Here is a 20,350-nt window from a genome sequence, read left to right on the forward strand (position 1 = left end):
ATCCATTGTGCTGTGTTAGCAGGTAAACTATGCTCAGTCCGTCCCCGCATAAGAATGAAGTCCGGCGATGACTAGATTAACGCCAACTAAGGTAAACATTACGACCAAAAAGCCTAGAACGGCAAGCCAGGCAGATTTTCGCCCTTGCCATCCACGAGCCAATCGTAAATGAAGATAAGCACTATAGAAAAGCCAAGTAACGAGTGCCCAGACTTCTTTGGGGTCCCATCCCCAGAATCTTCCCCAGGCTATTTGCGCCCATATCATTGCAAAAATCAAAGCGCCTAATGTGAAAATAGGAAAGCCAATGGCTATCGCCCTATACGTTATCTCATCTAGATCGCCTTCATCAATCCCCTCCATAACCGGGTGAATCGCTGCGCCTAGTGGCTTGCGTACGATCAAGCGAAGAATTCCGTAAAGGAGTAATCCGGAAAGAATCGACCAGATTACAGTATTAAACTTCCGGCCAGCATTCACACCATTCATCCATGAAGGAGCTTCAAAGAGAGGTTCTTTCATGCCAAGAAACGACTGGAAGCTTTCAATTTCGCTATTGTGAGGAGCCACAATCGGCGGCATTCGATAACTCACTTTCTCTATTGTACTATTTTCCTGCCCTGCGCTGTCAATCGTAACGTTGGGACGAACAAAAACAGTCTCATAACCTGCTCCGCGGAAAGCAAAAACTGAACCCAGAAACCCAATTATAACAATGATTGAAAAGAGAGTAAATTCAATCAGTCTCTGTTGCTTACGATCCGCCTTCTCTTTACTGGAAAAATTAACAGTCCGTAGCAGATACATCAGCCCTGCCGCAAAACCTACCGCGAAAAAGGATTCACCTAGTGCTGCCAGTGTTACGTGAATCTTGAGATAGTTCGATTGCAGGGATGGAATTAACGGCTGAACCTCCTGTGGAAATACAGCTGCGTACGCCATCACAATAATGCTAATTGGAACTGCAAACAGACCGAGAATAACTTTGCGATAGATCGCGTACATCACTGTAAAGGCTACCATAACCATCATGGATAAGAAAGTCATGAACTCATACATATTGCTGACCGGAATATGTCCTGCACCAAACCAACGTGTAAAGAAATAAATAAGATGAAAGATAAGACCTATAGAAGAAACAATAAAAGCTATTTTACCCCATCGAGCAGTATGTTCCTCTGGCTTGCGGCCCGACCACTTGCGACCCATGATAGCGATAGTGAATAACATAAACGACCCGCTGTATAATAAGAATGCGGCAATAAAGACGGCACTGCTGATATCGAGCAAGCTCATGTAAGGCCTCCTCCATTATCTATTGATTTTTCATCGACTACCATATCTACTTTTTCTAAAATAGAAACGATCTCACGACGGAAGCCGAACCAATTCTTGTTCGTATGTCCTCCGAGTATTAGCTCTCCGTTTACAACGGTAAGCCAGATGCGTCTATGCTGCCAGTAAAATCCAAGGATTAAACCCAGCATCACGATTGCTGCACCTAACCATACAAAAGGCATTGCACGATCAATACGTATATTCAAGTATGTAGTCGATTCCGAAAAATCAACATCGCTCATGTTGTCCACTTCAAGCTCAAGAAATCTATTGCTGCCACCAAGCTTATCGTTAATAGCCACCTGCTGAAACTGAGACTTATCTACCTGCTTAGGAAAATAGAAGTACTGCTGCCCTTCCGCTGGCAAATTCGGTCCTTGAATCAAGAATAAGAATGCTGGTGCATTCGGATAAGGCGACTTAGATATCGGCTGACCATCCTCATTCAGTCCAAAATCCATATACTTCTCTTTTAAAGTCATCGTATAGGGTCCCGCTGTAATCGTACGCTGCGGATTCTTCATATCCAGTTTGAATTTACCGTACGACTCCCCAGTGGCGGAATTTTTAAGCACAGGCTGTACAGAACGCAGTACAGGTGTTAGATCATAATCAAACTGATACGCTTTCAATCCTTTATAATCCAAAGGTGAGTTTACTTGGATATTATGCGTTGTCACCTCGGTAAGCTGCGGTTCCTTAGTAGGATCTGCGCAATCCGCGGTACATTTATAAAGCACTGCTTTAGTTTGGAATAATTTTGGAAGGATTTTTTTGCCTCGAAACTCCTCAGGCATCTCTTCATCGGTGTAGAACTCTACGGTGAATTTCTCGTTTTTTAAATAATAGGTAGTATCCGGAATCTGTGTAATTTCCCCTTGCGGGAAAGCAAGATGCTGATCCATGTTGAGACCCGGCAATCCTCTTGCCAGTACAGCAAGTAAAAAAATAATCAAACCAATATGTATTACGTAAGGCCCCCAGCGGCTGAAGCGGTGTTTCTCTGCCAGCAGAGCTCCTCCATCCGTCTTGACTCGGTAGCCCTTTTTACGCATAGGCTGAACCACCCGAGCAACCCAAGCTTCTGGTTCTTCTTGCACTTCAGTAACTAGCACAGCCTTTTGCCGAGTTAAGAACTGACGATGTTTCCGAATCTTCTGCCTAGTTAATGCCTTATATAGCGGAAGTACTCTGTCCAAACTACAAATGACTAATGAAGCACCAATCATTACGAGTAGAGTCACAAACCACCAGGATTCGTATGTATGTGAAAGTCCAAGCTTATAGTAGATGTCCCCAGCAGTTCCGTACTCCTGCTTATAATAACTCGATGCATCAATATTAAGGAAAGTACTCTCCTGAGGGAAAATGGTTCCCAGCATAGAGCCTAACAGTGTCAAAACGATTAGATATATCGCTATTTTGACAGATGAAAAAAAGTTCCAAACTCGATCAATAATGCTTGGATTAACACGCTGCGAACGACGGGCTACACCATCATAACGCATTTCCAGATTCTCGCCCCAGTCCGATTCTTTGCCAAGCGGCTTTCCGCATGCTTCACATAGAACAGTGCCTACAGGGTTCTGATGGCCACATTCACATTTGGTATTGGTTATAAAAGCCTCGCGTTCACTCATCAATCCACCAGCTTCCCAATTTGATCATCTAGTGAATCTAAATCAAGCTGACCAATATGAATGCTGTCAATTTTACCCTTTGCATTAATAAAAAAAGTAGTGGGGAGTGGAGAAATACCATAACTTCGTACAGCGTCTCGTCCCGTGTCCATCAAAATCGGAAAATCAATATTGACTTGCTTCACAAAATTCTCGACAGTCATCTGATCTTCACCTACGTTGATTCCAATAACGACTACATCTTTGTCCTTCCATTTTTCCCATTGTGCTTGGAGAGCCGGCATTTCTTTTACACATGGCGTGCACCATGAGCCCCAGAAATTCAGCACAATAGCCTTCCCCTTATACTCGTCTAACGTATGCCCAAGTCCATCAAGACCCAGCAAATCAATGGCAGGCGCTTTACTACCTTCCTCTGGTTTTCCGCTTCCACCAAATACAGAGGAACCAATTGCATAACCACCTACTAGAACGATTAGAAACAGAATTACGATTTGAATTGGTTTTCTCGCTTTACCCACATGTAAAGCCCCCTTCTGTGACGCAACTCATACTTATGTTGTAAGGTGTGAACATCCTATGAACATTATAGCGAATTTCGTCACAGTATTAGGGGGTTTAATTGTGAATATTGTGTGTCTTTATGACTCTTTACGTGGAGTTCTTTCTTTGAGTAATCCTGCTTTGGCAATTTGCTGCAGATGGTTAATTTCATCTTTAGTCAAATGACGGTAGGATCCACGTTTAAGATTTTGCAGCATAATATCCCCGAATGAAATCCGCTTCAGACGGAGAACGGGGTGTGAAATCGCATCAAACATGCGTCGTACCTGACGGTTACGTCCCTCGTGAATCGTAATGCTGATTACTGCTTCTTTATTCGCTTCATCAATATCTTTGTACTCTACTTCGGCAGGCGCTGTCATACCATCTTCCAGCTTGATCCCAGCCTTTAGCTTGTCCAGTGCAGTACCGTGCGGAATACCCTTGACCGTAGCGTGATACGTCTTGGGTACATGATGCTTAGGATGGGTAAGCAAGTTAGCGAAATCTCCATCATTCGTTAACAGCAGCAGTCCTTCCGTATCATAATCCAGACGGCCTACAGGGTAAACCCGTTCTGTAATTCCTTTAAGGTAGTCTGTTACAACCTTGCGACCCTTTGGATCGGAAGCACTTGTAATGACTCCTTTAGGTTTGTTGAACATAATATAGATTTTGTTCTCGCCCCGGATCAGTCTACCGGAGACTTTAATAATATCTGTTGCGGGGTCCACCTTCGTGCCAAGCGTAGTTACGAGTTCCCCGTTGACTTCCACTTTACCGGCCAAAATCATTTCTTCACACTTACGTCTGGACGCCACACCTGCCTGCGCCAAAATTTTCTGTAATCTTTCCATTTTCGACTAGTCACCTCAGATTAATGATAACCATCAGAGGGATAAATCACAAGTTCATTCCATGGAAAAAATGCGCCTGGGCAGTAATTATTGTGGGGTTCGATGATTAAAGGGGAGATTTGGTAGCGCTCTACCAGTTCTAAAATGAGTTTACCTGTGGCAAATAGCTGTTCCTTCCTTCCAGATAATGGAGGAATGCCATCTTCCCAGCTGAAATCACCTTCCAAGCAAATGTGAATATACTCCGGATCGGTCAGCAGTGGTGCTGCATAAATGGCTCCGTCCACACCAACCCAGAAATCAAAGCCTTTGCCATTAATGGAAGTACAGCGAGACTGATGCAGAATAAAACCTTTGTAGTTCATAGCGGATTGCCTCCCTCCACATTGCTGCAATAGCATATGTCGAGGAAGGAAAGGGGGTGACGCCTCCTACCCAAAAAGCAGGAGGCAGACCGCGATCGCGGCGACGAAGCCAACAACATCGGAGAATAGACCTACCTTAAGTGCATAACGTCCGTTACGCACACCAACGGCTCCAAAATAAACCGTTAATACATAGAGCGTTGTGTCCGTGCTGCCTTGTATGGTGGAGGCAATCATGCCGATTAGAGAATCCGGACCATGAACGCGAATCAGATCCGTGGTATAAGCAAGCGAGCCTGTCCCAGTAAGGGGCCGCAGAAGGCCGAGCGGCAGTACTTCTGGAGGTACGCCAAGTCCCCGCAGAGCAGGAGATATGAATCCCATTAGGAAGTCGAGTGCGCCCGATGCGCGAAAGACGCTGATCGCCACAAGCATTCCCACAAGATGAGGAATAATCGCGATTGCCGTTCCAAATCCATCCTTGGCCCCTTCAACAAATGACTCATACACCGGGACTTTACGCGTAAAAGCATAGAGCGGGATGAACGTAATCATGACCGGAATCGCCCATGCCGATAGGAGACTGATTAACTGGTACAAGTCATGTTCACCCTTTCAATGAAGAATTAGGCAGCGACGTCTTGGCCAATGGAGCAGAACCAGACTTTGCTGACGGCGGCTTTGGAGGTTTGCGCAGCAATGTCATCCTTCGGAAAAACCGGTCAGCAACTATAGCCGCAAGAGTCGCCACAGCCGTTGCGGCGAGGGTTGTGCCTACTATTCCCGCAGGATCTGCCGAATTGTAATTCAATCGGATCGCAATTAGTGTCGCGGGAATTAGCGTAATACTTGCTGTGTTAAGCGCCAGTAAGGTACACATGGCTGGTGTGGCCGTTTCTTTATCCGGGTTGAGCTTCTGCAGCTCCTGCATCGCCTTGATCCCCATAGGTGTAGCCGCATTGCCAAGTCCAAGCAAATTAGCGCTCATGTTGGAGAGAATATATCCGATTGCAGGATGGCCCTTCGGCACATCTGGAAAGAGGAAGGCTACGATTGGTCCAAGAATCTTGGCTATTTTTTTAAGCAAACCAGCATCCTCTGCGATCCGCATGATTCCTAGCCAGAATACAAGCACACTTATTAAGCCGAAACTTACTGTAACTCCACTCTTGGCTCCGTCGAATACGGCGGCTGTAAATTCATCCATTCTGCCGTTAACGGCGGCGAACAGAAAACCGATGATGATCATTCCTAGCCAGATCCCGTTAATCATGGATACGCCTCCCTCTTCATTATTCAGCTATCTGCTTACTTGGAACTTTCGCCCAATTTAAATAACGCCTTCAGTGCACTCCCTATAGCCTGAAACCAATTATCAGCAGGATAAGTGTGTGCTTGCGTTGTACTATATTTTTTAGTATAAGCGGATTCCTCAGGAGGTAAGGACTCTCGTGTATATACTGGAACCCGGCCTATCTCCTTGCCACCTAGATCTAGAACGAGAACCCCTTGCAATCCAAAGTTTGATCTTGCAGCTTTGACTGACGCCGCAGGGATCTGATTCAAGACAAGTTTAGTGGTCACTCTATCCTGCTCGCCTTGTCCGAGCGGATAGGCAAATTTTTTGGCTGTCACGAAGTCATAACCGCTCACGGGGTCCCCGCGTTCGATCATTGTTTTTAGTGGATAATGATTAAACCCGAAGTTTAGCAGTGAGGCATGATCATTCCAGTCATCCCCATCATTTATGGTCACTGCGACAAGCTGCTGGCCGTTTCTGGTCGCTGAGCTGACAAGGCAGCGTAGCGCTTTTTTGGTATATCCTGTCTTCACACCATCTGCGCCCTCATATAAGTACAGCATTTTATTCTTGTTTCTCCACTTGTAATCCCATTTCTCATTTGGATTGTCCGCAGTTTTCTCCTGTGTCTTCACAATTTGTTTAAATACAGGATTATGAAGAGCATACGCCGTCAGCACAGCTAAGTCGTTAGCACTCGAATAATGGCCTTCTGCATCTAGACCATGCGGATTAGCAAAATGAGTATTTTTTAATCCGAGCTCTTCGGCCTTATTGTTCATCAGGTATACAAACCCTTCTTCAGAACCGCCGATATGTTCAGCGATCGCTGTTGCCGCATCATTCCCAGAGCGCAGCATTAGACCATACAACATATTTTCCAGCGTCATCTCTTCACCTTGCTGTAAATAAATTGAGGAGCCTTCTTTGGCGAAAGCATTTTTACCAACTTTGACTTTGGATGCTAAATCACCATTCTCAATTGCGACGAGGGCGGTCATTATTTTAGTCAGGCTGGCAATAAGCATCGGCTCATCTCCTCGACTGCTATACAAAATACGCCCGGATTCCACATCAATCAGCGCCGCTGCCCTTGCATGCGTAGATATGGAGCTGTTCTCCGCATGAATCAAAGTTAGCGGTGTCAGAAACAGCAGCAAAATGCTCAGTAATAAGGCGATTGGAAATTTACGGGTTATTGTCTTCATATTTATCCTCCGGATTCTTATCGGTTCTTAAGTAAAATCATTCATTTCATGCTTATGTTGTACAAGTGTATGCGGGCGAGCCTTAGGGTATGTCCTCTCCACACAAAAAGGGACACCGCCTGATGTAAGGCGATATCCCCGAGGCTATTTGTTGAATTATGTGTACCTAATGTGTTGAAGATTGGGATGTACTTGGATCGGGTTTAGCAGGTGCTTGTGGTGCTTGTGCTTGTGGTGCTTGTGTAGCAGTTGACCCAGCTTGACCTGAAGAACTGCTGCTTTGGAACATGGTCTGGATTTTGTCGATGAGCCCAGGCGTGGCATCGATAATTTTTTCGAACAAATGCGTTTGATTGTCGAGTGGCACAATGTTTACCCCATCCTTACCAACCACTAGAAAAGCGATCGGTCTGATGGAGACACCGCCCCCACTACCGCCACCAAAAGGAAGCATTTTGACACCGCCTTGGGAGCTTGATCCACTTATAGAATCCTCTACTCGATAATCACTACCCCCTGCAGCAAACCCAAAGGCCACCTTACTAATCGGCAGAATAATACTACCGTCAGGTGTTTGTACTGGATCTCCAACAATCGTATTAACATCTACCATGCCCTTGATATTTTCCATCGCTGTTTGCATTAGACCCTGAATAGGATGGTCGCTCATATTGTTTCCTCCTTAATTGAGTACGATTTCTCTTGCTTCTACAGCGCTTATCATCCCCACATCCACGCATTTGTATGTAACTTTCATTCTAAACTTTGCCCATGAGACTCCCTACGCATCCGTTTTAGTATTTTTCTCCACTTACTGATTCCCCCCGCCTCCCTCAAGACACGAAGAATAAGCTGCAATGATGCGTATACGGCATAGGAAACGGACAATTTACCCTCACATACGAACTCCATTGAAAAAGAATGCTCATCTTGAAAAACAGGCTTCACAAACACTCGTGGATTGTGTTTCAATTTGACCCTCTGCGAAATAAATCCAACGATGCTCCATTTCAATCCCCAGACGGCTCCTGATACTATGGCAGTGTCTGCCGCATCACCTAGTGAGAAGTCTGTGGACCAGTCGAGCTTTGATATTTTGACATGTGATACAGTTTCCTTGAACCACTTCTTCAATCCACGTGTGGATTTCACTGCTAGCTGTACATTGTCCCGCCAGCGCTCAATTCTTTCTTTATCGAATTGTTCTTCCTTTACAGTGTCAACACCTGTAGTCGCGGTACCCGTCTCTTTAAACTTTCCAAGCACGCCTTGCTCCAATCCCTTAAAGACCAATCGAGGCAGTTCATAGTGCAGTTTGATCAGACCAAAAAGTGTCTTAACATCTAACTCGATCAGATCATTTTTGTCATGTTTATAGCACCGGATGCGGAAATCGATAGATGAAGACAGAACCAGGATCATTGCCAGTACCAGCAATCCGAGGGGTATTCCAAGCCATAACGTCACGTATTTACCTCCAAGAAACCTTAATAATGGGAACCTTTGGTTTAGTATGGCAATTTAATCTGGAAAAAATTCGGGGTTTGGCTAAAAAATGTGGCTCTACAAAAAAATAGGGACTGCCCATAAACCATTATGAATGGTTTATGGGCAGTCCCAGCAATACAAATCATTGCGGAATAACAAAAAAAACTAAGGTTGCTCTATATCCTCGAACGTCATTTGAGTATCCAGCTTATTGAACAATAGCTGTGTCTCCTCTTCCAAATTATCAGTGGATTCGAAGTTAGATGGTTCTGGCAGCTCATTCAGACTTGCTAGGCCAAAGCTCTCCAAGAATGATTTAGTCGTCCCATATAAGATTGGACGCCCTACGGCCTCCGCACGACCTACCTCATGGATCAAATCCTTGTTATTCAGCGTATGAATAGCACGTTCGGATTTCACGCCTCGAATCTCTTCGATCTCCACCCGTGTAATGGGCTGACGATAGGCCACGATCGCCAATGTCTCTAATGCGGCCTGAGACAAGGTTGATCTGGATGGGGAATAAGCCAAGCGTTCAAAATAATGGGCATGCTCAGGTAATGTAGCCAACCGATAATTCCCGGCAATTTGGACTACCTGCAATCCCCGCTCCTGTGTTACATAATCCTCTTTTAGTTCTTCTAATGCTCCAGCCGCAAGCTCTGGCCGCTGCTCCGTAATCTCGGCGACTTGCCGTACGGAGATCCCTTCATCACCTGATAGAAACAACAGGCCCTCAATAATCGATTTCAGCGTTTTGTAATCCATTGAAGTGTTCTCCTCCTCTCCACTCCATTACGATGTCCTCAAACAATTTCTCTTGATAGCAAAAAATCGCCTTCATTTTCATCAGTTCCAGAATCGCAAGAAAAGTAACTACGATTTCGTGTCGCGCCATTTCATCGTGAAGCAGTGCTGAGAAATGGAGCCTTCCGCCTTTTCCTCTGCGCTGCAGCGCATCCGATACATCACGTATACGATCTTTTACCGATATTTCGTCCCGGGTGATCCGCTGGTAAGATGACCTTCTTGCCGCCTTACTAAGTGCCTTACGGAAAGCAGCTATAAGGTCGGAAGTATGTAGTCCTTTTAGCGTATGGTCTATCTCTTCAGGCACGTATGGACCCAGATCCTCCGGCTCCTTCGTAAAAATCAAGCTCCGCTCGCTCTCCATATCCATTAAATGAACAGCAATACTCTTGAATTTACGATACTCAATCAGTCGCTGAACGAGTTCAGCTCGTGGATCAAATTCATCTTCTTCGTAATATTCAAAATCATCGATCTCAATGACCGGTGGTTTGGGCAGCAATAGCTTGCTCTTTATAGATAATAGGGTTGCGGCCATCACGAGAAATTCACTCGTAATATCCAGTTCAAGCTCCTGCATACTTCGCAGGTATTCCATATACTGTTCGGTGATCTCGGCGACCGGAATGTCCTGGATGTCGATTTCCGCCTTATCAATTAAATGCAAAAGCAGATCCAGCGGACCTTCAAACGTTTCCAGCTTGTACAATACAGTCACGAAGCATCCTCCCGCCAAAAAAAGTAAAGTGCAGCGCCCTAAAGGACGCTACACAAGTAGAAAGGGCTCTATAATCCATGCTTTCTTCTTATACTATAAATAAGCACGAATTCGACTGATTCGTCAATAGCTGTCTTACTTAAACAGTTTGTTAAGATTCGCCATTTCAATCGCAGCAGTCGCAGCATCCCAGCCTTTATTCCCTGCTTTGGTTCCTGAACGCTCAATGGCCTGTTCAATATTCTCAGTAGTTACTACGCCAAAAATCGTCGGCACGCCGGTTTTAAGATTGATCGCAGCTACCCCTTTTGCAACTTCATTACATACATAATCATAGTGCGTTGTAGAGCCACGGATAACAGTTCCTAAAGTGATTACAGCGTCGTATTTACCGCTTTCCGCCATTTTTTGAGCGATTAACGGAATTTCAAACACGCCTGGAACCCAAGCAACATCTACTTCATCATCGTTAGCACCATGGCGTTTAAATGCATCAAGTGCACCTGACAAAAGCTTACTAGTAATAAATTCATTAAAACGTCCTACTACGACTCCGTATTTTAACCCCTCGGAAACTAAATGTCCTTCTAAATATTTCGGCATATCATTCATCTACCCTTCGTTTTTTATTGTGTGTGATTATACTTTCGAATCCTCATTTTGTTCAATGTCGTCAAAAGACAGCAAATGCCCAAGTTTCGCCTGCTTCGTATGGAGATAATTAGTATTATCCTTATTCTCCGGCATTTGAATTGGCACTCGCTCAACAACTTCCAATCCATAACCTTCCAACCCTTTGATCTTTCGAGGATTGTTCGTTAAGAGACGAATTTGACTTATACCTAGATCCTTCAGAATTTGTGCTCCAATCCCGTAATCACGCAAATCTGCTGGAAAACCAAGCTTTAGATTGGCATCTACAGTATCGAGTCCTTCTTCTTGAAGCTTGTAGGCTTTAAGCTTATTAATAAGACCAATGCCCCTGCCTTCTTGACGCATATAGAGCAATACGCCTCTACCAGCAGCTTCGATCTGCCGAAGCGCTGCTTCAAACTGGGGACCACAATCGCAGCGATGGGAGTGGAATACGTCACCCGTCAAGCATTCGGAATGTACTCGTACTAACACTGGCTCATCACCGGAAATATCGCCCTTCACCAATGCTACATGTTCTTTATCATCCACTTCATTTGTATAGGCAATGGTCTGAAACTCACCGAAATCGGTAGGCAGACGTACAGACACCTCGCGATTGACGAGCTGTTCCTTCTCGTTCCGATAGTGAATGAGGTCTTTGATGCTGATCAACTTAAGATCATGCTTCTTAGCAATCTCAACCAGATCAGGCAACCGGGCCATCGAGCCATCTTCTTTGATGATTTCACAAATCACACTGGCTGGATATGCACCACACATACGGGCTAAATCAACAGCAGCCTCTGTATGTCCGGAACGGCGCAGTACACCGCCTTTTTTCGCAATCAGCGGGAACATATGGCCAGGTCTACGGAAATCAGACGGCTTCGCTTTAGGGCCAATCATGGCCTTTACAGTCAAGGATCTTTCCCCTGCTGATATACCAGTAGTTGTATCTATATGGTCAACCGATACAGTAAAGGCTGTGCCGTGATTATCTGTATTGTGACTGACCATAGCCTGTAGTTCAAGCTCTTCCGCACGCTCAGCGGTAATTGGCATGCAGACCAATCCACGCCCCTCAGTGATCATAAAATTGATGACTTCTGGTGTCGCCCGTTCAGCAAGAGCTATAAAATCCCCTTCATTCTCACGATCTTCATCATCCACTACGATGATGACTTTGCCGCGCATTAAATCATATATCGCTTCTTCAATCGGATCCAAGACACTATCCTTCTTCGATTGTTCGCTCATGATCCTATCCTCCTAATAGCTTTACGAAGGATTATTCCCTTCTTCGTAAGCTTACTCATTATTTAAACAAATCCGTTTGCCGCCAAGAAATCACGACTAATCCCGGAGCTGCTATCACTTTCTTCATCCTGTGCAGCTGAGCCATAATGAAGAAGATGATCTACATATTTGCCCAGGACATCACACTCAATATTCACACTATCTCCTGCCCGCTTATAAGTTAGCACAGTTTCCCCTAACGTATGCGGAATAATGGATACAGTAAGCGATGAAGCCGTCGTTTTTACTACTGTTAAGCTAATGCCATCAATCGTGATCGAACCTTTAGGGATGATATATTTAAACAGCGATTTACGATCCGGCGCAATCTCATAGACTACTGCATTTTGATCACGTTTTACGCTTTTGATGACAGCAGTGCCATCTACATGTCCCTGAACAATATGACCTCCAAATCGACCACCGGCTGCCATTGCTCGCTCCAGATTCATCCGACTGCCAGGACGTAGCTCCTTCAGATTACTGTTTCGATAGGTCTGAGGCATGACATCCACTGTAAAATAGTTCTCGCCTAAAGCTGTCGCTGTAAGACAGACGCCATTAACCGATACGCTATCACCAATCTTCAAATCATCCATGATGACGGAAGCGGCAATGTTCAGCACCATCATTTCTCCACCGGTAGAGACACTTCTCAGAGTGCCAACTTCTTCGACTAATCCAGTGAACATGCTTTCCCTCCTAGGAGTTTTGTGTGAGTAACACTTCTCCGCTATCTCTCCGAACAAAACTTGCTCCGGAAGCACACGATTAAGTTTTGTGATCATTCACTTTAGCGTACCGGAGTACCGCTGATACATACATTATCTCCGAGCACTTTTACTTCCAATCCCTCCAGAGAAATCGCATCCTTCATTAGCTCTATACCAGGAAATACGAACGTCCCTTTCGCTTCAGCACCACCGCCAACAATCTTTGGAGCGAAAAAGAGAATCACTCGGTCAACTAGCCCACTCTCCAGCATCGCACCATTTAGCGTGCCTCCGCCTTCAAGTAAAATTGATCCGATTTCCATTTCACCGAGTGTTACCATAGCAGCCTTCAAATCCACCCGTGGTCCTGCTCCACTAACAATGATTTGCACACCTGCTTGAAGAAGTGCTGCTTTCTTTTCATCATCTGCGGCTTCAGTTGTCACGATGATAGTAGGCGCTAGACCGTCACTTACAACTGTTGAATCCAAAGGAATACGTAGTCCAGAATCAATCACAATCCGTATCGGATGAATACCCGGCACTTCCGTTCTTGTAGTTAGTGAAGGATTATCTGCAATCACTGTGTTCACACCGACCATTATTCCCTGATGCCGATGCCGCAGCGTATGTACGATCTCCCGCGCTTCACCATTTGAAATCCATTTACTGTCACCAGATTTGGTAGCTAGGTTACCATCCAGCGTGCTGGCGCTCTTGAGCGTAACAAAAGGCTGTTTTGTCAAAATATACTTGATAAAACGCTCATTCAACCGCAGCGCACGTTCACGCAGCAATCCTACTTCTACTTCAATGCCATGCTCACGCAGCATTTGAACGCCGCGACCGGCAACCTGAGGGTTAGGGTCTTCACAAGCGACTACCACTCTGGCTACTCCCTCGTCGATCAGCCTTTGGCTGCAGGGCGGAGTCTTGCCATAGTGACTGCATGGTTCCAGTGTTACGTAGGCAGTGCTGCCCTGTGCTTGGCCAGCCGCCATATTCAAGGCATGAACCTCAGCATGACCTGTTCCGCGCTGCAAATGAGTTCCAAGTCCAATCATCGCTCCATTCTTTACAACAACACAGCCAACAACAGGGTTAATTCCCGTCTGTCCTTGGGCCCGTTCTGCCATATCCAGCGCTAACGACATATAAAACTCGTCATTCATATTATCCATCTCGTTCCCCCTATCCACTTACTGTCTATCTGATGCGTAAAAACAGAAAAACCCATCTCATTCTCCAGGAGGAGTAAAGATGGGTTATGCGAGAGTTTATCGGCAGTCCAAATAAAAGTGTGCGTAAATAACCGTCAAACGACGGCAATTGTGAAATATCGCACATAATAAATGAAAACACTGCAGTCCACCTGTCTATTACAGACAAGCGGTTAACCTCTCCTTCTTCCATCCAGACTATACTGTCGGTCCCGGAATTTCACCGGGTCCACCGTTCGCGTCAACAACGCGAGCCGGGTAGCGGACTAAGTGTGGTAGATAAACTTAATAAATAAGCACTCTACAACAACATCACCGCCGGTAGGGAATTACACCCTGCCCTGAAGGATTGATCCTTTATTTAATTGAGGTTCAACTTTTCCTTACTAACAAAATTATCACTTACACCTTCGAAATGCAAGTGCGTTTTATATATTTACTTAAAATTTGTAACTTAATTCTGAGAGGTATGGTGATTACTAGAAGAAACGACATGGTTATACATAGCCTGCAAATGTACAGTTAAAACCCATTCCATACATTTACATAACAAAAGAAAAAGCGCCTGGACTGTATCTCCAGGCGCTTTTTCTTTTCCCAATTACAATCCGCGTTCTTGTTGTTTCAACAAATCACGAATTTCCGTTAGCAACACGATATCTTCTGCGGGTGCTGGCGTCTCCACCACTTCAACTTTAACGGCTTCTTTGCGCTGGAATTTATTAGCCAGTTTAATCACCATAAAGATTGAGAAGGAAATAATAAAGAAATCAACTACCGCCTGCAAAAATTGCCCATAAGGGATAAGCAGTTCATTATGCATAACCATAACACTTAGAGCCCGATCCTTCAGATCTATACCACCTGTTATTAAGCCAACAATTGGCATAATGATGTCAGATACTAATGAAGTCACAATCTTACCAAAAGCTGCTCCGATAACGACAGCAATGGCTAAATCTAGTACATTTCCTTTCAGGGCAAAAGCTTTAAACTCTTTCCACATCTTCCAATTCTCCTCCAACCTATTGAATTTGAAATTATTATAGCATAGCCGCTTCCCAAATCTTAAGGCTTGTTAAGAAACTATTAAGTTTACTTTTTACTTTTACATGCCGCCATTGGGAAGTTCGCCTGTTTCATCTTTGGTATGTGGACGGTTTTATAATAGCCTTAAGTTTTTCAAAGAGCTAAACAAACTGTTTCCCATCGATCCTCGCCAGCCTTCAAATAAGGATTTCAATCGAGAATATTGTATACTTCTTGTAGTACGGACGGTATAGAGGCCTGTATAAAAATTCGGGAAACACAAAAATTCCCGATCTGCCAAGGGTCAGGAACTAGATAAAATCACTGGACTCAGTAATACACTCATCGTACACATTCGAAAAATCAGAGAAAAAATTGAAGCTAATTCAAGAAAATCACAGTATTTAAAGACGGTATAGGGCGTTGGCTACAAACTGGAAAAAGGAGGTTCTTCTAGATGAACTTTAAAAGATTCGATACCTTATCTTGGAAAATAGTTGGCTTTAGCCTAACGAGTCTAGCTCTTACAGCAGCAATTTTATTGGTCGGCTATTATGGGACATCCCTTTTGCTATGGCTCAATCCTTCTCATTCCTTCTGGGGCGTTAAACTCATCCGCTGGGTGACCAATAACATCGGTTCTACTCCTATAGTGATTCTTATTGGGGTTCCTTTATTTATTTTTTTCATCCTGAAGCTATCCAGAAATACAACAAGCCATCTTCATAACATTTCAAGCGGGGTTCAAGCGATTGCTGACGGCAATTTATCTTTCAAGATACCAGTAACAGGAACGGATGAACTCGGTAAACTCGCGGAAAATATGAACCTCATGGCGGGCAAGCTAAAATCCGCTATAGATGAAGAACGAGCAGCAGCGAAAGCCAAAAACGACCTAATCACTGGTGTATCCCATGATCTTCGAACCCCTCTAATTTCTGTACTGGGATTCCTGGAATATGTGGAGAAGGATCGTTATAAGAACGAGGTTGAGCTGCGTTATTATGTGAATATCGCCTATGAGAAGTCCCTGACTCTTAAAAAGCTAATCGACGATTTATTTGAATATACACGTGTTAGCAGCAACGGGCTTCCCCTTAATATGGAGCCTGTAGATCTCGGCAAGCTGCTCGAAAAGCTTGTCGAGGAATTCGCTCCCGTATTGGAGCAAGCGGGTATGACCTGCCGTATTCATACGGATATGGGCCCTTTGATTATCCATGGTGATGCGGACGAGTTAGTACGATTATATGAGAACCTATTTACCAATGCGGTTAGATACGGTAAAGAAGGTAAGATTCTAGATATTTCCGTTTATAGAAAAGACGGCAGAGTGATTGCTACATGCACGAATTACGGTAACCCGATCCCTGCCACGGATTTCCCCCACTTATTCAAGCGATTTTATCGTGTAGATAAGTCACTTTCCAGAGAGACTGGCGGAAGCGGCTTAGGACTCGCGATTGCCAAGAGCATCACAGAGCTCCACGGTGGAACGATTTCAGCCAAAAGCTCACGTAAACAAACCGAATTCGAGACTTCCTTCCCTGCGAGTGAATAGGTTCTGAACACAAACAAAAGCACCCGACTTTAATCACGCCGGGTGCTTCTTTCAGTTCAATTTCAAATCATACTTATTCACTTACTTTAAGTTTCCTCCACGTCTAAACACACGGTTTAGAATATAGCCTATGGCTATTAATCCAATACCTGTCATGTAGAGCGGCGCAGGGCTACTTTCTCCCGTCTTTGGAAGCTGAGGGGCACTTGAAGTGCTGTTGTTGACTGTACCTTTCGGAACTTCCTCATCAACAATGTCGACTTCACCCAAAGGAACATTTTCATCTGTAATAACTAAATCAGGAGTTCCTACTTCTTCTGATGTCGCGGATTCCAGATCGCTCGTATTCCCAGGGCCAGCAGGTACTGCCGGATCATTGATGATTACTCCTGGCACCAGCGAACTCGTAGGTGTAGGTGTCAACGGACCTCCTGGGGTTCCTGAGATTGGTGTAGACGTAGGTCCTGATGTCGGCTCTGTTGACGGAGTAGCCGTCGGTTCCGATGAAGCTGATGGTGTTGCGGTTGGGACTATAGTTGGTTCTGGCGTTGCAGTAGGTGTAGGCTCAACTGCTTTTTGATTCGTAAATACGAGTTGATTCGTTGATGAAGAATGAATGGACACTGGATGCTCTTTAGGATCAAGTACATAGCCACTAGGAGCTGTCGTCTCAATCAATACGTAGTTACCCAACCATAATTTATTGAATGTTGCTGTACCAGCGGAATCTGTGGTTAAGCTATTAATAAATACCCGGTCTGAGCCGTTAAGACGATAGAGTGCAAAAGTTGCATTTGCCAGCGTCTTCAAGTTGTCCTCTGCATCCAGCTTCTTGATCATCAAGGAACCTCTAACCCCGCTACCTGATCCTGATCCACTCGACACACCGACGATAATTTCTTTAGAAGAATCTTTGCTTATTTCGATAACATTAAATCCACTGAAACGAACAGTATTAATAATTTTGTCTCCTGTATTCGCCATAATCAGGGATTGATAGTCGAGAATATAAGGTTTACTAATCTCCTTGGCGAAGCTTAAATCAAACGACTGCTTGCCGTCTACATCTGTTTTTATTTCTAAGCTGTAATCGATACCCTGAATCAATTCAGGTCCGCTTTTTGTTACATCCCCATTTTCAGCTACGATTGTAGGATACAGATGGAATGAATCCTGCAGCAGAATCTGATTAGCGCTAGGAGTATCGTTGATTAACGCATTCTTCACAGTAGACTGACTACGATTAATTTGAATGCTCCAATCGATTTTTTCGCCATTCTGAACACCATTTTTCAAGAGATATTCGTCTCCATAAGGAATCTTTACGGTAGCGTTCAAATCCTTGGATACCTTTTTTGCCCCATCATAGAGATTGGCTTTATTATCAATAGAAGTGCCAATGACTTTGCCTTCAAGACTTGTATGAAATTCTATATAATAAGCGGATTGAATAGCATCTGTAAAAGAGAGCTTCAGCTCATTATTACCATTAACACCGTAAGTGTATTTGCTACTGTTTACCTCGACACCTTTCGTTGGGTCTCCATTCTTAGCAACATTCATGGTGTATACTTTCAGCGATCCAGGAACCAGGGTTTGACCCGATTTCAAAATATCCACGACTTTTGGCTCTGCAACCGTTTTGCTATTATAATTGACCCCTAATGTCCAAGCTAATTCTTTAGTTGAAGCATTATAAGAACCAAACTTCAAACCATTGCTTTTCGCTTCAGTTCTTGGAATAAATAGCCCTTCTGCTTCTGTTGTGCGAGGAATTTCGGACGTGTCTAACCAGTCCATCCTAACCTTGTTATTGAAATTTTCAGTATTAGACCAAATCCAATCCTTATTAAATTCCGTTGTATAGCTAATCGTATAAAGACCAGTAATCTGCGAATTAAAGACAACCTTGAATCCTTTATTAGCCTGAACAGGAGCATTGTAAACCAAACTATATTTGGAAGGATTCAATACATTCCCATTAGAATTTCTAATTACGAGTGATTCCGGAATAAACTTCAGTCCGCCAAACGGGAATGACTCCGTAACTTCAACCTGACCCATTGGATAGTTATCACTGTTTAATGTGACTTTCCATCCAACCGTTTTATTCTGATAATCTACGCCTGATAAGTTCTTATACAAAATGGCTGACCGTATTAAGCGTGTAGCTTCTCCAGTATAGGTACTGTCCGTAACTGTATTAGTGATTATGGTATCTTCAAACACACGCTTTACAGCTTTGGTCTTATATTCGATTCGATAAGGAGATGTTACATCTTGTTTAAATTGTAAGGTGAACCCTGACTTATTCACGTCTGAAGCTGCAACTACAGTGTAATCAATATCCTTGGTCAAAAGATTACTCAACGTTGCTGTACCCGCTGAATCCAGTTGCACCGTGTATACTTTTATAGAATTGGCTACTAACGCTTGAGAATCATTAAACAAATCCTTTAGTACAGCATTTCCTTGCGGAATCGTTTTTTTATTATAGTTATATTCGATTGCCCAGGAAATGATTTGATTGCTCCAGTCATATCCGCTAGAGTACTTGTTCAAACTTCCTCCTCGTTCTACTTGAACAGTAGCAGAAGAACTTGCAGGAACTTGCCCATCTCCTGTAAAAGTCGCTGTATTCGTGAAGCTTAGCCGATGCTCATCAGTAATAGCTGTGGAGTATTCAATACGGTAAGCACTCGAAATCGCAGGATCAGTGAAATGAACATTTAACGATCCTCCAGTGAACTCTGTAGAATATTTACTGGTATCGAGTAGTGCGCCTTGTGTTACCGAACCGTCCAACTGGATACTCAGTTGATACACACTCACAGTAACCGGAGTGCTAAGTGACAAACCTGTTGGTATAGGGTCCGTTACGACTGCATTTCCAACAGTTTTTAATGATTTATTTACGTCAACAGACCATAGAATATGGTCTGCATTAAACCCCTGAGGAATCCCCCTCTTCTCAATGGTCGATCCTACATTCGGTTTAAAATTCACAGTAACCGTCTGAACACCACCGCTCACCGGAAATAAAATCTGCTGAACAGTACTTCCTGAGATTTTTTGTTTATCAAACTTAGTATTGATCCGAAGCGTTCCTTGCACGTCATCATGCGTTTCTATGTAGTCGTTAAAGGTCATTGTTACTTGGTGTGATAACTGCTCAACTGTAAAAGTTCCTACATCTCCATCCTCTGAGACCAACAAGCCGCTAATATCATTAAAAAGCTGAAACTGCTCTGGAAGCTGAAAGGTAAAGGTGTCACCTTGCTTGTACGGATGAGCTTTAGGAAGAGACCACGTATAATCTAATGTTACATTAGCTTCTTGCTCATAGACGCTATCCGTAACCGTCTGCCCGTCTTCACCATATACAGCCATTGAGACACTGGTGATGATATTCCGCTCTTGATCGATTGCCGCTGCTTGTACTTGTGGAGTGAACCCGATGCCATAGGCATATTGCGCTACAAGCATCAGAACAACGATCATCACACTTATTCTTTTCTTTAACATTATCCTAAAGCCTCCAATTCCTTTTCCAATTTGATTTTTCTATGTTTGTATCCCCTCTTGAAGCGTAATCTCTGCCATTCCTCATGCTCGAATGCTTCTTATG

General features: G+C 44.0%; 19 protein-coding genes, 1 pseudogene and 1 riboswitch. Of the genes and pseudogenes, 2 read left to right on the plus strand and 18 right to left on the minus strand.

What is annotated here, in order from left to right; translation table 11 throughout:
• Nucleotides 1-33: 33 nt before the first annotated feature.
• The 17 genes from ccsA to mscL all read right to left on the minus strand — a co-directional run bounded on the left by ccsA (nt 34) and on the right by mscL (nt 15,138).
• On the minus strand, nt 34-1,296 hold the full coding sequence (ccsA, locus tag NST34_RS22530; RefSeq protein WP_042190256.1) for a cytochrome c biogenesis protein CcsA: 1,263 nt from the start codon (nt 1,294-1,296) through the stop codon (nt 34-36).
• A complete protein-coding gene (gene resB / locus NST34_RS22535; RefSeq protein ID WP_341128803.1) occupies nt 1,293-2,978 on the minus strand; it encodes a cytochrome c biogenesis protein ResB in 1,686 nt (561 codons plus the stop codon). Before resB ends, ccsA begins: the two co-directional genes overlap by 4 nt.
• The gene (locus NST34_RS22540; RefSeq protein WP_042190261.1) at nt 2,978-3,499 is read right to left on the minus strand and encodes a redoxin domain-containing protein; all 522 of its coding nucleotides are present in this window, start codon (nt 3,497-3,499) and stop codon (nt 2,978-2,980) included. Before NST34_RS22540 ends, resB begins: the two co-directional genes overlap by 1 nt.
• A gap of 120 nt (nt 3,500-3,619) precedes the next feature.
• Nucleotides 3,620-4,378 (minus strand): pseudouridine synthase, encoded by a 759-nt coding sequence (locus tag NST34_RS22545; RefSeq protein WP_036676166.1) that lies wholly within the window; start codon nt 4,376-4,378, stop codon nt 3,620-3,622.
• Between the two features lie 20 nt (nt 4,379-4,398).
• On the minus strand, nt 4,399-4,743 hold the full coding sequence (locus NST34_RS22550; RefSeq protein WP_341128804.1) for a peptidoglycan recognition protein family protein: 345 nt from the start codon (nt 4,741-4,743) through the stop codon (nt 4,399-4,401).
• A gap of 66 nt (nt 4,744-4,809) precedes the next feature.
• Nucleotides 4,810-5,298: a spore maturation protein gene (locus NST34_RS22555; protein WP_042190265.1), complete on the minus strand. Its 489-nt coding sequence runs from the start codon at nt 5,296-5,298 to the stop codon at nt 4,810-4,812.
• 52 nt (nt 5,299-5,350) lie between these two features.
• Nucleotides 5,351-6,016 (minus strand): nucleoside recognition domain-containing protein, encoded by a 666-nt coding sequence (locus NST34_RS22560; protein ID WP_076284546.1) that lies wholly within the window; start codon nt 6,014-6,016, stop codon nt 5,351-5,353.
• 35 nt (nt 6,017-6,051) lie between these two features.
• Nucleotides 6,052-7,251 carry a D-alanyl-D-alanine carboxypeptidase family protein gene (locus NST34_RS22565; protein ID WP_149646798.1) on the minus strand — a complete coding sequence of 400 codons (1,200 nt, stop codon included), beginning with the start codon at nt 7,249-7,251 and terminating at the stop codon, nt 6,052-6,054.
• 166 nt (nt 7,252-7,417) lie between these two features.
• Complete coding sequence (ytfJ, locus tag NST34_RS22570; protein ID WP_076284545.1) at nt 7,418-7,921, minus strand: GerW family sporulation protein; 504 nt, start codon at nt 7,919-7,921, stop codon at nt 7,418-7,420.
• Nucleotides 7,922-8,004: 83 nt separating this feature from the next.
• Nucleotides 8,005-8,718: a DUF2953 domain-containing protein gene (locus NST34_RS22575; RefSeq protein WP_076284544.1), complete on the minus strand. Its 714-nt coding sequence runs from the start codon at nt 8,716-8,718 to the stop codon at nt 8,005-8,007.
• 186 nt (nt 8,719-8,904) lie between these two features.
• The gene (scpB, locus tag NST34_RS22580; protein ID WP_042190273.1) at nt 8,905-9,507 is read right to left on the minus strand and encodes an SMC-Scp complex subunit ScpB; all 603 of its coding nucleotides are present in this window, start codon (nt 9,505-9,507) and stop codon (nt 8,905-8,907) included.
• On the minus strand, nt 9,476-10,267 hold the full coding sequence (locus NST34_RS22585; protein WP_042190275.1) for a segregation and condensation protein A: 792 nt from the start codon (nt 10,265-10,267) through the stop codon (nt 9,476-9,478). The genes scpB and NST34_RS22585 overlap by 32 nt, the downstream gene beginning before the upstream one ends.
• Before the next feature lie 135 nt (nt 10,268-10,402).
• Nucleotides 10,403-10,870, minus strand: a complete 468-nt coding sequence (ribH, locus tag NST34_RS22590; protein WP_042194286.1) for a 6,7-dimethyl-8-ribityllumazine synthase — start codon at nt 10,868-10,870, stop codon at nt 10,403-10,405.
• A gap of 36 nt (nt 10,871-10,906) precedes the next feature.
• Entirely contained in the window at nt 10,907-12,160 is a 1,254-nt protein-coding gene (locus NST34_RS22595) for a bifunctional 3,4-dihydroxy-2-butanone-4-phosphate synthase/GTP cyclohydrolase II (protein ID WP_341128805.1), read from the minus strand.
• Between the two features lie 62 nt (nt 12,161-12,222).
• Nucleotides 12,223-12,891 carry a riboflavin synthase gene (gene ribE / locus NST34_RS22600; RefSeq protein WP_042190280.1) on the minus strand — a complete coding sequence of 223 codons (669 nt, stop codon included), beginning with the start codon at nt 12,889-12,891 and terminating at the stop codon, nt 12,223-12,225.
• Between the two features lie 101 nt (nt 12,892-12,992).
• Nucleotides 12,993-14,093: a bifunctional diaminohydroxyphosphoribosylaminopyrimidine deaminase/5-amino-6-(5-phosphoribosylamino)uracil reductase RibD gene (gene ribD / locus NST34_RS22605; protein WP_149646792.1), complete on the minus strand. Its 1,101-nt coding sequence runs from the start codon at nt 14,091-14,093 to the stop codon at nt 12,993-12,995.
• 216 nt (nt 14,094-14,309) lie between these two features.
• Nucleotides 14,310-14,485: riboswitch (FMN riboswitch) on the minus strand.
• 248 nt (nt 14,486-14,733) lie between these two features.
• Nucleotides 14,734-15,138, minus strand: coding sequence for a large-conductance mechanosensitive channel protein MscL (gene mscL, locus NST34_RS22610; protein ID WP_076299560.1), 405 nt, complete (start codon nt 15,136-15,138; stop codon nt 14,734-14,736).
• Between the two features lie 358 nt (nt 15,139-15,496).
• Between mscL and NST34_RS22615 the strand changes: the two are divergent.
• A pseudogene (locus NST34_RS22615) lies at nt 15,497-15,580 on the plus strand (DNA-binding response regulator); the annotation flags it as partial.
• Nucleotides 15,581-15,618: 38 nt separating this feature from the next.
• The gene (locus NST34_RS22620) at nt 15,619-16,722 is read left to right on the plus strand and encodes a sensor histidine kinase (RefSeq protein ID WP_341128806.1); all 1,104 of its coding nucleotides are present in this window, start codon (nt 15,619-15,621) and stop codon (nt 16,720-16,722) included.
• A gap of 81 nt (nt 16,723-16,803) precedes the next feature.
• Here NST34_RS22620 and NST34_RS22625 read toward each other — a convergent pair whose 3' ends face one another.
• Nucleotides 16,804-20,247: a collagen binding domain-containing protein gene (locus NST34_RS22625; RefSeq protein ID WP_341128807.1), complete on the minus strand. Its 3,444-nt coding sequence runs from the start codon at nt 20,245-20,247 to the stop codon at nt 16,804-16,806.
• Nucleotides 20,248-20,350: the final 103 nt, after the last annotated feature.

Source organism: Paenibacillus sp. FSL H7-0714 (assembly GCF_038003765.1).
Classification (GTDB): Bacteria; Bacillota; Bacilli; order Paenibacillales; family Paenibacillaceae; genus Paenibacillus_AQ.